13 protein-coding genes are annotated in these 13,161 nt (G+C 64.2%); 12 read left to right on the plus strand and 1 reads right to left on the minus strand.

Annotated elements, in window-relative coordinates:
- Positions 1-2: 2 nt before the first annotated feature.
- Positions 3-761, plus strand: a complete 759-nt coding sequence (locus ACODSP_RS00675; protein WP_488963711.1) for an NTP transferase domain-containing protein — start codon at positions 3-5, stop codon at positions 759-761.
- 149 nt (positions 762-910) lie between these two features.
- Here ACODSP_RS00675 and ACODSP_RS00680 read toward each other — a convergent pair whose 3' ends face one another.
- Positions 911-2,332 carry an aminotransferase-like domain-containing protein gene (locus ACODSP_RS00680; RefSeq protein WP_488963712.1) on the minus strand — a complete coding sequence of 474 codons (1,422 nt, stop codon included), beginning with the start codon at positions 2,330-2,332 and terminating at the stop codon, positions 911-913.
- Between the two features lie 277 nt (positions 2,333-2,609).
- On the opposite strand from ACODSP_RS00680, the gene ACODSP_RS00685 reads away from it, so the two are divergent.
- From ACODSP_RS00685 to serA, 11 genes are all read left to right on the plus strand, one after another.
- Positions 2,610-3,209: a LysE family translocator gene (locus tag ACODSP_RS00685; RefSeq protein ID WP_488963713.1), complete on the plus strand. Its 600-nt coding sequence runs from the start codon at positions 2,610-2,612 to the stop codon at positions 3,207-3,209.
- A gap of 69 nt (positions 3,210-3,278) precedes the next feature.
- On the plus strand, positions 3,279-3,575 hold the full coding sequence (locus ACODSP_RS00690) for a type II toxin-antitoxin system HigB family toxin (protein WP_488963714.1): 297 nt from the start codon (positions 3,279-3,281) through the stop codon (positions 3,573-3,575).
- A gap of 40 nt (positions 3,576-3,615) precedes the next feature.
- Positions 3,616-4,002, plus strand: a complete 387-nt coding sequence (locus ACODSP_RS00695; protein WP_488963715.1) for a helix-turn-helix domain-containing protein — start codon at positions 3,616-3,618, stop codon at positions 4,000-4,002.
- Between the two features lie 116 nt (positions 4,003-4,118).
- Complete coding sequence (locus ACODSP_RS00700; protein WP_488963716.1) at positions 4,119-5,480, plus strand: pyridoxal phosphate-dependent decarboxylase family protein; 1,362 nt, start codon at positions 4,119-4,121, stop codon at positions 5,478-5,480.
- Positions 5,481-5,503: 23 nt separating this feature from the next.
- Positions 5,504-6,292, plus strand: coding sequence for a PhzF family phenazine biosynthesis protein (locus tag ACODSP_RS00705; RefSeq protein WP_488963717.1), 789 nt, complete (start codon positions 5,504-5,506; stop codon positions 6,290-6,292).
- 29 nt (positions 6,293-6,321) lie between these two features.
- Positions 6,322-6,915 (plus strand): DJ-1/PfpI family protein, encoded by a 594-nt coding sequence (locus ACODSP_RS00710; protein ID WP_488963718.1) that lies wholly within the window; start codon positions 6,322-6,324, stop codon positions 6,913-6,915.
- Positions 6,915-7,559 carry a LysE family translocator gene (locus ACODSP_RS00715; RefSeq protein ID WP_488963719.1) on the plus strand — a complete coding sequence of 215 codons (645 nt, stop codon included), beginning with the start codon at positions 6,915-6,917 and terminating at the stop codon, positions 7,557-7,559. Before ACODSP_RS00710 ends, ACODSP_RS00715 begins: the two co-directional genes overlap by 1 nt.
- A 12-nt stretch (positions 7,560-7,571) precedes the next feature.
- A complete protein-coding gene (locus ACODSP_RS00720; RefSeq protein WP_488963720.1) occupies positions 7,572-8,009 on the plus strand; it encodes a GNAT family N-acetyltransferase in 438 nt (145 codons plus the stop codon).
- Between the two features lie 186 nt (positions 8,010-8,195).
- The gene (locus ACODSP_RS00725; RefSeq protein ID WP_488963721.1) at positions 8,196-9,902 is read left to right on the plus strand and encodes a hypothetical protein; all 1,707 of its coding nucleotides are present in this window, start codon (positions 8,196-8,198) and stop codon (positions 9,900-9,902) included.
- A 251-nt stretch (positions 9,903-10,153) separates the two neighbouring features.
- Positions 10,154-11,311 (plus strand): phosphoserine transaminase, encoded by a 1,158-nt coding sequence (locus tag ACODSP_RS00730; protein WP_488963722.1) that lies wholly within the window; start codon positions 10,154-10,156, stop codon positions 11,309-11,311.
- 204 nt (positions 11,312-11,515) lie between these two features.
- Positions 11,516-13,096, plus strand: a complete 1,581-nt coding sequence (gene serA, locus ACODSP_RS00735) for a phosphoglycerate dehydrogenase (RefSeq protein ID WP_488963723.1) — start codon at positions 11,516-11,518, stop codon at positions 13,094-13,096.
- Positions 13,097-13,161 lie beyond the last annotated feature (65 nt).

Below are 13,161 nucleotides of genomic sequence, written 5' to 3' on the forward strand. Positions count from 1 at the left end.
GGATGACGACCCTGGTCCTGGCGGGATCGCGGGGACCGGAGGATCCGGTGGCAAAGCTGATGGGCGTCAGCCACAAGGCCTTTGCCCCCATCGCCGGTGTGCCCATGCTGGTGCGCGTGGTGCGCGCGCTGACCGCGTCGCCCCGCGTCGGCATGATCCATATCGCCATTGAGCGGCCCGAACTGGTGGAACAGCACCCTGAACTGGGCCTGTTGCTGGCCGGCGGGCGCATCGCCTTGCTGCCGGCGGAAGGCAGCCCCAGCCGCAGCGTTTCGGCAGCGCTGGAGACGCTGGGCACGCCCTTGTTCGTGACAACGGCGGACCATGCGCTGCTGCGCCCCGAATGGGTGGATCATTTCCTGACGCATCTGCCGGACGGGACCGATGTCTGTGTCGGTCTGGCGCGTGACAGCGTGATCCAGGCAGCGGTGCCGGAGACGAAGCGCACCTATCTGCGCTTTGCCGATGGGGCCTTCTCCGGCTGCAACATGTTCGCCTTCCGCACGCCCGCCGCCGCCGGTGTGGCACAGACCTGGCGACAGGTGGAGGCCCAGCGCAAACACCCGCTGCGCATGATCCGCCTGCTGGGCCTGCTGTCGATCCTGAAATTCCTGCTGGGCCGCCTTACCCTCACGGCGGCACTTGCCCGTCTGGGCCGGATCACGGGGGCCAGGGCAGGGGTGGTGGAAATGCCCTTCGGTCTGGCCGCCGTCGATGTGGACAAGGCGGCGGATGTGGAACTGGCAGAACGGCTGCTGTAAGTCTAGAGCGGTTTCCGTCGACCGGAAACACGCTCTATCCTTTCGTTTTCCTCAAGCGCCGGCGCGGCATCCGCCGCTTGGCTTCACGCCGCACGTGCGGCGCGGCGGCAGTCGCCGCCAGAGCTGTTTACGGTTTACCGGAAACAGCTCTAGACCCAGGCCGCGCTGGTGGCGACGGGGTTGCTGATCAGGCTTTCCACCACGGACAGGCCCTTTTCCAGCTGGCTGGCATGGTCCACGCCCAGTAGGCAGATGCGCACCGCATTCTGCACCTCGCCCTTGCCGGGGCTGAAACCGTCGGCAGACGTGATCTTCACCCCGCGTTCCAGGGCGCCGCGCACCAGTTCGTCCCGCCGCACGCTTTCCGGCAGCGGCAGCCAGAGATGGGTGACCGCCGGGTCGGAGGCGGAAAGATCCATGCCCGACAGCACCGACCGGGCCAGGGCCTGGCGTTCGGCCACCAGGGCACGGCGGCGATGGGCGATGCGCACCGCCTCCCCACTATCGATCAGTTCCGCCGCGACCACGACGCCCAGATGGGCCGGGGCCAGGACGGTGGCGCGCAGGATCGTGGCCAGCCGGTCGAACAGAGGGCGTGGCCCCACCACATAACCGGTGCGCAGACCGGGGAACAGCGACTTGGACAGGCTGCTGATATAGAGCGTCACGTCCGGACCCAGGCTGTACAGGGTCGGCGGTGCCGGCTGCTTCAGGAAGCCATAGACATCATCCTCGATGATCATCAACCCGATGCGCCGTGCCACATCGACCAGCGCACGCCGGCGTTCCAGGGATAGGGTGGCCGTCGTCGGGTTCTGCAATGTCGGCATGCAGTAGAGCGCGTGGGCGCCATGGGTGCGTGCCGCCTGTTCCACGGCGTCGGGCAGCAGCCCGTGGGCATCCATGGCCACGGGCACCAGCCGCAGCCCCAGATGCAGCGCCACTGCCCGCAATCCGGTATAGGTCAACTGTTCCACCAGCAGCGTATCACCCGGCCGCGTGACGGCGGACAGGGCCGTCAGCATGGCCCCCTGGCCGCCGACGGCCAACAGCACCTGTTCGGGGGCGACATGCATGTTGGCGCTGTCGGCCAGCCAGTCGGCAATGGCGGCGCGCAGGCGCGGATGGCCCAGCGGCGTCTGATAGGACATCAGGGCCACCAGATCGGGCCGCTGCGCCACGGCCTGCGTCGCCGCCGTCAGGGCGCCGGCGTCGGGCCACAGGGCCGTGGCATTTACCGACAGGTCGATCAGCCCGACATTCATCTCCATCAAGGTGCCGCCCGTGTCCGCCACCGGCTCTGTCAGGCGGCGGGGGTCGCGCACGAAAGTACCGCGCCCGACCTCACCGCCGATCAGGCCCTGACGCTCGGCCTCCTGATAGGCCCGTGTGATGGTGCCGACAGTGACTTTCAGGTCCCAGGCCAGATCGCGATGGGTGGGCAGGCGGGTGCCGGGCGGCAGGGTGCCGTTGGCAATATCCTCTGCCAGGGCCGCCGCGATGGCGCGGTAAAGCGGGCCCGGACGATGGGCGATGGCGGGCTGCCAGCGGACGGTGGCGGGCTGATTCATGGCACGCATCCTCAATCCAGATCCCGGTGACCATGGCCGATCATCGGTTTCAGGTGTCGAAAGTACCCGGCTTCACCGGGTATGTCCCCGTCATGGCGGAAATTGTCCCCCTTTGTCGCATGGGTGCCAGGAACAATCCGCACATTGACGCCTGATTGTCCTCAAAATATCCAGAAGAGACGGCGTGATCAACCCGGCAATTCTGCGATACAGGGTGACAATTCACGCAAGGCAAAGGTGACAATGGCGATTGTCACCCATACATGGAGGGTGCGTGATGGAAAACAGCCTGAACGGAACCCTGCTGGCCTTGGCGGCCTATTGCGTCGCCACCTCCGTCACACCGGGCCCCAACAACATGATCCTGGCCGCCAGTGGCGCTACCTTCGGCGTGCGCCGCACGGTGCCGAATATTCTGGGCATTGTCGCCGGCTTCGGTTCCCTGCTGCTGCTGGCCGGTATTGGCGGGGAGGCGTTGATGCGCGCTGTGCCGATACTGGAACCGATCCTTAGATATGCCGGCGTGGCCTATATGCTGTACCTGTCCTGGAAGATCGGAACGGCGGGCCGTCCGGAGGCGGGATCACGCGCCGCACCCTTGACCTTCCTGCAGGCGGCGGCATTCCAGTTCATCAATCCCAAGGGTCTGGCCATGGCCCTTTCCGTCCATGCCATCTACCGCATGCCGGCACTGGGGGAGGTGGGCAGCATCCTGACCGTCACGGGCATGTTCCTGGTGGTGGGCATGCCCTGGACCCTTGTCTGGGTGCTGTTCGGCCAAGCCATGGGCCGTTGGTTGCGGGATGACCGCCGTCTGCGCCTGTTTAACGGCGCCCTGGGGCTTGCAACGGCGGCCAGCGCCTTGTTGCTGCTGTGACTTTGGGCTTGTTCCCATATCGGGAACGGCGTACAGTGCCTTGAGCGGTCAAGCCAACCCACGGCATCGATGCATATCATCTCCAAGCGCACGTTGAAGCTGTTCTGGCAGCAGCATCCACAGGCGGAGGTGCCGCTACAGACGTGGTTCGGTTTGGTGTCAAAGGCGAGTTGGGCTGGGCCTGTGGATGCCAAAGTCATGTTTGGAAATGCCGTCGATTTCGTGGGCGACAATCGCCTTATCTTCGACATCGCCGGCAACAAATATCGTCTGGTCGTGCATGTCGCCTACCGGCATGGAAAGGTCCTTATCAAGTTTGTTGGAACCCATGCCGCCTATGACCGGATCGACGCGGCGACAATCTGAAAAACAAGGTGCTTCTAAGGGGGACAATCGGGTGGTGAACATGATGGATGTCCGTCCCATTCTGACCGAAGAAGATTACGACTGGGCCTTGAAGGAGATTGAACCCTATTTCGAGCAGGAGCCGGAATTGGGAACGTCGGAATCTGATCGCTTTCTGGTCCTGGCCGATCTTATCAGCGCTTATGAAGCCAAGCATTGGGCCATTGAGGGGCCGGACCCGGTTGATACGGTCATGGCGGTGATGGAAACAGCTGGTTATAAGCAGGCGGATCTGGCCCGCCTGCTGGGCTCCCGCTCCCGCGCGTCGGAGGTTCTGCGTCGCAAACGCGCACTGACAACGGAGATGATCTGGCGCCTTCATCAGGAATGGAAGATACCGGCGGAAATGTTGGTCCGTCCCTATCACCTGTCGGGCAGCGCGCGCTGAACAGCCTGGACTGATCTTGTTATGGGTACAATTTCGCGATTGCACCTTTATTGTCCTGATTGTACCTGATGATTGTGCTGCTCATGTGCGGCGTTTCCCTTCCGACAGGGACAATCATGGACGAACTTTCCCTGATCCGGGATGCCGACAGGCGTGCCGCCGATTATCTGGCGGGCGTGGCGGGGCGCCGGGTCTTTCCTGATCAATCGGCGCTGGATGCCCTGTCTGCCTTTGCGGAGCCGCTTCCCCGTCAGGGCCGCCCCTCGGCTGAGACGCTGGCGATGCTCGACGGCATCGGCGGCCCGGCGACCGTGACCAGCAATGGTCCGCGCTATTTCGGCTTTGTCATCGGTGCAGCACTGCCGGTTGCGGCGGCGGCGGAACGGCTGATGCTGGCCTGGGATCAGTGCGCCTCTTCCTATGACAATTCACCGGTGGCGGCTGTGCTGGAAAGGCAGGCGGGCGACTGGCTGCTGGAGGCGCTGGATTTGCCGCGTGAGGCAGCGGTGGGGTTCGGCACGTCGGCCACCGCCTGCGGTCTGGCTTGTCTGGCGGCGGCGCGGCGGTCGCTTCTGGCGCGAAAGGGCTGGGACTTCGACCGTCAGGGTCTGGCCGGGTCGCCGCCCATCCGGATGGTCGTGTCGGAGACGGTGCATATCACGGTGCATAAGGCGCTGCGGGTGCTCGGTTTCGGCCTGGATAGCCTGATCATCGCGCCCACCGATGAATTCGGCCGGATCGATCCTGACCGTCTGCCGCCCTTGGATAATGCAACGATCCTGTGCTTGCAGGCGGGGGAGGTGAATATGGGGGAATTCGATCCCTTCATCCCCCTGATCCGGGCGGCGCGGGCCGTCGGTGCCTGGGTGCATGTCGATGGAGCTTTTGGCCTGTGGGCGCGGTTGTCATCGGATGCCATGCGCCTGACCGCTGGTGTGGAAGGGGCGGATAGTTGGACCACCGATGGCCATAAATGGCTGAACACTCCCTATGATGGCGCCATCGCCATCTGCCGCGATGGTCACGCCCTGGCTGCCGCCATGAACAGTGACGCGGCCTATTCCACCGCCGATCCGTTCGCGCAGAAGAACCTGACCTTGGAATTTTCCCGCCGGGCGCGCGGAATTCCCATCTGGGCGGCGCTGCGCACGCTGGGCGTGGAAGGGATATCGGCGATGGTGGACCGCCACCGCGCCCTAGCCCGCCGCCTCGCCGACGGGTTGCGCGCCACGGGGTTCGAGGTGCTGAACCGCGTCGTCCTTAACCAAGTGCTGATCCGGGTGGCGGGCGATACGGATGATGGCGCCCATCTGACCCGCATCCGCAAGGCGGCGGAGGCGTCGGGCGAGATCTGGTTCGGTCCCACCGTCTGGCGTGGACGTCCCGCCGCCCGCCTGTCCGTTTCCAGCTGGCGCACAGGTGAGGCGGAGATTGATCACGCCATCGCCGTTCTGGCCCGTTTACGCGAAACTGTCTGAAGCCCATCTTCGAGGAACCCATCATGCGTCTGCCGCTCTATCAGGTCGATGCCTTCACCGACACGCTGTTCGGGGGCAATCCGGCTGCCGTCGTGCCGCTGGAAAGCTGGCTGCCCGACGCCGTCATGCAATCCATCGCGGTGGAGAACAATCTGGCCGAAACCGCCTTCATCCTGCGCGATGGCGAGGGATGGTTCGTGCGCTGGTTCACGCCGGCCAACGAGATTGACCTTTGCGGCCATGCAACCCTGGCCTCGGCCTTCGTCATCAAGAATTTCATCGATCCCGATGTCAGCGAGATCCGGTTCCGCACCAAGGTGGCGGGGGACCTGCGCGTGATCATCGCCGATGGGCTTTACACGTTGGATTTCCCGACCCGCGCGCCAAAGGATATCGATGCCCATCCTGACCTGATCCGGGGGCTTGGCGGTCCGTCGCCGGAACTGGTGCAGGCGGCCCGCGACTGGCTCGTCGTCTATAAGGATGCGGCCACGGTCCGTTCCCTGTCGCCCGATTTCGCCCTGCTGAACGGGGTGGGGCGCATGGTCATTGTGACCGCACCGGGGGATGAACCTGGCGTGGATTTCGTCTCCCGCTTCTTCGCCCCCATGGATGGCATTCCGGAGGACCCCGTCACGGGGTCGGCCCATTGCACCCTGATCCCCTATTGGGCGGAACGGCTGGGCAAGGATGTGCTGGAGGCGCGGCAGGTTTCGGCGCGTGGCGGCACGTTGCATTGCCGCCTGCTGGGTGACCGCGTCCATATCGCGGGCCGCGCCGTCCTTTATCTGGAAGGCACGATCCATATCTGATCCCCGGTTCTGCTGAAGGCGGCCATCCCATGCCCACCATCGCCATCATCTGTTTCGACGGTTTCACCGACATCGATGTCTTCCTGCCATGGGACCTGTTCAACCGGCCTGTTCATGCCGGGCTGGTCAAGGATGGGACCGAATGGCATGTGCGTCTGCTGGGCACGGCGGATCGGCATGTCTCCCGCACCGGCCTGTCCATCGCCATGCATGGCCGGGTGGAGGCGGCGGCGGATGCCGATGCCGTGATGTTCGCCAGTGGTTACGTCACCCGCGCCCTGCACCGTGATCCCGCCTATCTGGCGCGGTTCGCGGGTCTGGACCCCGCCCGCCAAATGCTGACGGCGCAATGCAGCGGGTCGCTGATCCTGGGTGCGCTGGGCCATCTGCGCGGACGCCGCGCCACCACCTATGCCGCACCCGATGCCATTGCGCGGCTGGCGGAACTGGGGGCGACCTATATAAATGACGGTCTGGTGGTGGATGGTCCGGTCGCGACGGCGGCCGGGTGTCTGGCCAATGCCGATCTGGTCGGCTGGGTCGTGACGCGGCTGGCGGGGCCGGAACTGGCCGCCGCCATGCTGGCCGAGGTGGCGCCCAATCCTGGCCAGGGTGCGGCGTGATGGCGACGGAGCTTCTGCCGGTGCCGCTGCCGGTTCTGGGCGGTTTCGCGGCACTCAGTCTTGGCATGGTGCTGACGCCCGGCCCCAACATGGCCTATCTCGTCTCTCGTTCCATCTGTCAGGGACGGGGGGCTGGCCTGATCTCACTTGTGGGGGTGGGAACCGGCTTTGTCGTCTTCCTGATGGCGACGGTTCTGGGTCTGACGGCGGTGCTGTCCGCCATTCCCCTGGCTTTCGACATCATCCGCTGGGCCGGTGCCGCCTATCTGGTCTGGCTGGCCTGGAACGCGCTGCGCCCCGGTGGGCATTCCCCGTTTCAGGTGCGCGATCTGCCGCCCGACAGCCCCCGCCGGCTTTACATGATGGGGCTGGTCACCAACCTGCTGAACCCCAAGGCGGCGATGCTGTACCTGTCGCTGCTGCCGCAATTCATTGATCCGGCGCGCGGCTCTGTCCTGGCGCAGGGCCTGGAGCTGGGGGCGGTGCAGATCAGCATCAGCCTGTCGGTGAACGCCATTTTCATCCTGATCGGCGGCGGCATCGCCCGATTGCTGGCGGGGCAGCCTGTCTGGGCGCGGTTACAGCGCATGGTCATGGGTTCGGTCCTGGCCGGCCTTGCCGCCCATATGGCGATCAATCGGTAAGGGAAGGGCGTCATGGATATCTGGGAAACCCGCCGCGACGACGGGCATGTCGTCAGCAATGATCCGGCCCGTCTGAACTTCGACGTCATCCATCCGGCCCTGGCATCCAGCTACTGGTCACCGGGAATCAGTCGCGCGAAAGTCGAGAAGGCTGCACGCCATTCGGTGGCAATCGGCCTCTATGATTTCAATTGTTTCCAAATCGGCTATTGCCGCGTCATCACGGACCACACCAGTTTCGCCTATCTGGCGGATGTCTGGGTTAACCCGGAACGGCGTGGTGCGGGGCTTGGAACCTTCCTGGTGGACAGTGTGGTCAACCGTCCGGAATGGGCGGATTTGCGCCGATTCCTGCTTTTCACGGCGGACGCGCACGGGTTGTACGCAAAGTTCGGCTTTGCAGCACTGGATAAACCGGAAAGGGCCATGTGGCGGCCTGCAAAAGCCTGATGGATACGCGCATAGGTGGTATAAATCGCCTATGCCTTTCGGCCTATCCAACCCGTCCGTTATTCCTCTGTTTACCCCGGATGGAGAATTGAGCAAGATAGCCCGGCTTTCAGACTTGTCGTCCGCTGGCGCCGACCCGTTGCTCTCATGGTCGGCGTTCGGGATGGTTTTATCGAGCCCTGGCCTGTGGACAAACAGAAACTCATCGGTGCCGTCCAGACGGTCTATGAACTGCACAGTTTCCACACGGACCTGTGGCTGGTGGTGCGGGAGTCGCCCGACCTTCGCCAGCTGGAGCCGTCGGCGGCCATGCTGGTTCAACGCAACGAGGTGGATGGCATCCGCCTTGTGCGCCGTTCCGACTATAAGGATCATGAGTTCGTCACGACCGTGACCATGGTGAAACGCCTGCGCAATGGCGTGCAGGAGGTGGACCCGCTGGCCCGTGCCAATCCGGGCCGGGACGCATCCTGGTGCGATAAGCCTGAAGACCTGATGGGCGATATCCAGCGCCAGATGTTCCGTACCTTCTTCGTGAAGTTCCTGGATGAGAAACGGCTGACCCCGCTGGAAATCCTGAATTACGAGGTGCATGCCCGCGTGCTGGATCAGGCGGGCACAACGGTGCAGGGCGCCTTGCAGCGGCTGGCCTCGGTACAGGTGCGCGGCACCAAGCAGACCGCCGTGTCGCGCATGAAGGAATTGATGAACATCGCCGACAATGGTCTGGCGACGCTGGTCAAGGAATCCAAGGGTAACCCGCCGATCAAGATCGGCCCCGGCGGATTGCTGGAGGTTGTTTCCGCCTATAAGGGCCCGCCGGAAGGGCTGTCGCGCGCGCTCTATCGCGCCGTGGCGGCGTATCTGGCCGATGCCAAAAGCTGGGTGGAGAAGCTGGATCGGCTGTTCCAGATGTTCACGCCCGACCTGTCCTTGCGCGAAATGCGGGTCCTGGACAGCTTGGCCGCCGAAATCCTGGCCTCTCCCCTGGCGTTGAAGGAACTGGCGGGGCAGGAGAAGACGCGCCTGGAACTGGTGCTGAATGCGGTCGACCTCTATGTCGGCAATCTGGGGGCAGGGCAGGGGGAACAGCCGGCGGGTGTGAAGGCCCTGTCCATGCTGCTGTCCGAAGGGGTGCTGCCCCGCACGCTGGCCGAACTGCGCCTGGGCCTGTTGCGCCATCTCCATTCCCGTCTGCCGCTGCGCAGCGACCGGGGCATCCGGGATGAGATGGAGGCCACGGTCGAGGTCATTACTTATCTGCGTCAGCATGCGCCGTCCCTTGGCAGGGATGAGGAAGTGCTGGAGGCGCTGGCCCAGCGCGCCGACCGTCTGATCCAGCCGGAGGCGATGTCCGAACTGATCGGTCCCATCCGGGGGGCGGTGACCAAGGCGGAAACGGTCCTGTCCCTGGCAGAGACGGCCCCCGGCGATGCGCCCAAGGCCAAGATCGCCTCATATCTGCGCAGCTTGATCGTGCCGGAGGATTTCATCCGCGAGGTCGGTAACCGGATGGAGGCGATCAAGACGCTGGGCACCATGGCCCGGCGCATCGTGATGTCAGGCATGCCGGCGGCACCCAAGCGGGAAATGGCCGAAATCCTGGACAGCGCTATCTTCGACAGTATCCGCACGGAAATCCTGGCCAACCAGGCCATGCCCTTTGCCGATCGTATCCTGACCATCGTGCGCCTGTGCGGTGGCCTGCCGGAAGGGCGGGCGCGGCAACTGGCGGCGGATCAGCTGACCCAGGCGCTGAAGCGGCCGGAATTCATATTGAACTATCTGGAACGCTTCCCCGGCGCCACCGAACGCCGCGACGCCTATTTCAAGCTGTGCAATGCCATGCTGGAATCCGGGCTGGTGGATAAGTCGCTGCTGCCGATGGGGTAGGTCAGGTCGAGCAGAGCGAGCCCTGACAGATCAGGCTTTTAATCCATTGCTGTCAGGGCTCGCTACGCTCGACCTGACCTACGGCAATGCGTATTGCGACCGTAACTTTCTTTCCTCTGCGTGCCCCGCAGAGCAGAAATCTGATCCACGCGCAGCGATGCCCCATTGACGGGCACCTTCCAAATCCATAGCTTCGACGGCGGGTCACACCCCCCCAACGGGGTGCTACTATTCTGGAAGGAATAGCCATAATGGCTGCGCCGAAGCCGGGCAATCGCCCCGCTAATCCGCAATTCTCGTCGGGCCCCTGCGCCAAGCGCCCCGGCTGGACGATCGAAGCCCTTAAGGGCGCCCTGACGGGCCGCTCGCACCGCTCCAAGCCCGGCAAGGCCAAGCTGGAGCAGGTGATTTACCTCTCCAAAGAAATTTTGGGCATCCCCGCCGATTATCGGCTGGGCATTGTTCCCGCTTCCGACACCGGCGCCGTTGAAATGGCCCTGTGGTCGCTGCTGGGCGCCCGTGGCGTCGACATGCTGGCCTGGGAATCCTTCGGCAAGGATTGGGTCACCGACGTCGTCAAGCAGTTGAAGCTGACCGATGTCCGCCAGATGGTCGCCGGTTACGGCGCGCTGCCCGACCTCACCGCCGTGGATTTCTCCCGCGATGTCGTCTTCACCTGGAACGGCACCACCTCGGGTGTCCGCGTCGCCGATGGCGACTGGATATCCTCCGACCGCGAAGGCCTGACCATCTGCGACGCGACGTCCGCCGCGTTCGCCATGGACCTGCCCTGGGACAAGCTGGATGTCGTCACCTGGTCCTGGCAGAAGGTGCTGGGTGGTGAAGCCGCGCACGGCATGATCGCCCTCAGCCCCCGCGCCGTTGACCGGCTGCTGAACTACAAGCCGGCCTGGCCGCTGCCGAAGATTTTCCGCATGGCCAGCAATGGCAAGCTGTCGGAAGGCATCTTCAAGGGTGAGACGATCAACACCCCGTCGATGATCGCCGTCGAAGACGCGCTGGACGGTCTGAACTGGGCCAAGTCGGTGGGCGGTCTGGAAGGGCTGATCGGTCGCTCTGAAGGTAACCTGAAGGCCGTGGCCGACTGGGTTGCCAAGACCGACTGGGTCGATTTCCTGGCCGACACGGTGGATAGCCGTTCCTGCACCTCCATCTGTCTGAAGATCGTCGACCCCTGGGCGACCGAACAGCCGGCAGAGGCGCAGGCCGAGATCGCCAAGAAGCTGACCAGCCTGCTGGAAAAGGAAGGCGTGGCGCTGGACGCCGGTTCCTACCGCGATGCCCCGCCGGGCATCCGCATCTGGGGCGGCGCCACCGTCGAGAATGCCGACATCGTGGCCCTGCTGCCCTGGCTCGACTGGGCCTACCAGACGGTCAAGGCCGGCTGATTTCTTGATTTGACGGGGTGACCCTCACCCTCCCATCGCTTGGCAGCGATGGGCCCCTCCCTCTCCCGCCAGGCGGTAGAGGGGCAGATTTCGCCCCTCGCCCACGATAGTGGGAGAGGGAGGGGCCCGCCCGCAACGCGGGTGGGAGGGTGAGGGGACCCCGCTTGCCCATACATCCCGCATCTTCATGCGAAGGACATTCCCATGCCCAAGGTTCTGATTTCCGACAGCCTGTCCCCCCGCGCCGTAGAGATTTTCAAGGAGCGCGGCGTTGAGGTTGACGTCAAGGTCGGTCTGAAGCCCGATGAGCTGAAGGCCATCATCGGCGAGTATGATGGTCTGGCCATCCGGTCCAACACCAAGGTGACCAAGGATATCCTGGCTGCTGCCACCAACCTGAAGGTTGTCGGTCGCGCCGGTATCGGTGTTGATAATGTGGACATCCCCGCCGCCACGGCCCGTGGTGTGGTCGTGATGAACACGCCGTTCGGCAATTCCATCACCACTGCCGAACATGCCATCGCCATGATGTTCGCGCTGGCCCGTGAAATCCCGGCGGCCAACGCCTCCACCCATGCCGGCAAGTGGGAAAAGAACCGCTTCATGGGCGTGGAGCTGTTCGGCAAGGTGCTGGGCGTCATCGGCTGCGGCAATATCGGCGGCATCGTCGCCGACCGGGCTATCGGCCTGAAGATGAAGGTCATCGCCTTCGACCCGTTCCTGTCGCCCGAACGCGCCACCGAGATCGGCGTGGAGAAGGTGGAACTGGAAGAGCTGCTGAAGCGCGCCGACTTCATCACCCTGCACACGCCGCTGACCGAGGCGACCAAGGGTGTGCTGGACGCCAAGGCCCTGGCCAAGACCAAGAAGGGCGTGCGCATCATCAATTGCGCCCGTGGCGGCCTGATCGTGGAAGAGGCCCTGCAGGCCGCCATCGAAGCTGGTCACGTTGCCGGTGCCGCCCTTGACGTGTTCGCGGAAGAGCCGGCCAAGGCCCATCCGCTGTTCGGCAATGAAAAGGTTGTGGCCACGCCGCACCTGGGCGCCTCCACGACTGAAGCGCAGGAAAATGTCGCCCTGCAGGTGGCCGAACAACTGGCCGACTATCTGGTGAATGGCGCCGTCGTCAATGCCTTGAACATGCCGTCCGTCACGGCGGAAGAGGCCCCGCGCCTGCGTCCCTATATGAAGCTGGCCGAACAGCTGGGCGGCTTCGTGGGCCAGCTGATCGACGGCAGCCTGAAGGGTGTGGCCATCGAGTATGAAGGTCAGGCCGCGACGCTGAACACCAAGCCGCTGACCGCCATCGTGCTGAAGGGCCTGCTGGGCCCGCTGATGGAATCGGTGAACATGGTCAACGCCCCCGTCATCGCCAAGGAGCGTGACATCAAGGTGGCCGAGACCAAGCGCACCAATGACGGCGATTATCAGACGCTGGTCCGCATCATCGTCACCACCGACAAGGGCACCAACAGCGTCACCGGCACCCTGTTCGGCGGCGACAAGCCCCGCCTGGTGGAAATCGACGAAGTGCCGATCGAAGCCGAGGTCACGCCCTTCATGCTGTTCGTCCGCAATGAGGACAAGCCGGGCTTCATCGGCAAGCTGGGCACGACGCTCGGTAATGAAAGCGTCAACATCGCCACCTTCCACCTGGGCCGCACGGCGCCGGGCGCCAACGCCATCTGTCTGGTGTCCGTCGATCAGAAGGTGGACGACGCCCTGCTGGCCACCATCCGGGCTTTGCCCAGCGTGGTGCGTGCGACGGAACTGACCTTCGCCTGATCCTGACCAGGATCGGCCAAGGGGAGAAGGGAGGGCATTGGCCCTCCCTTTTTCTTTGTGCGCGA

The sequence above is a fragment of the Niveispirillum sp. FG156 genome, from assembly GCF_057809555.1.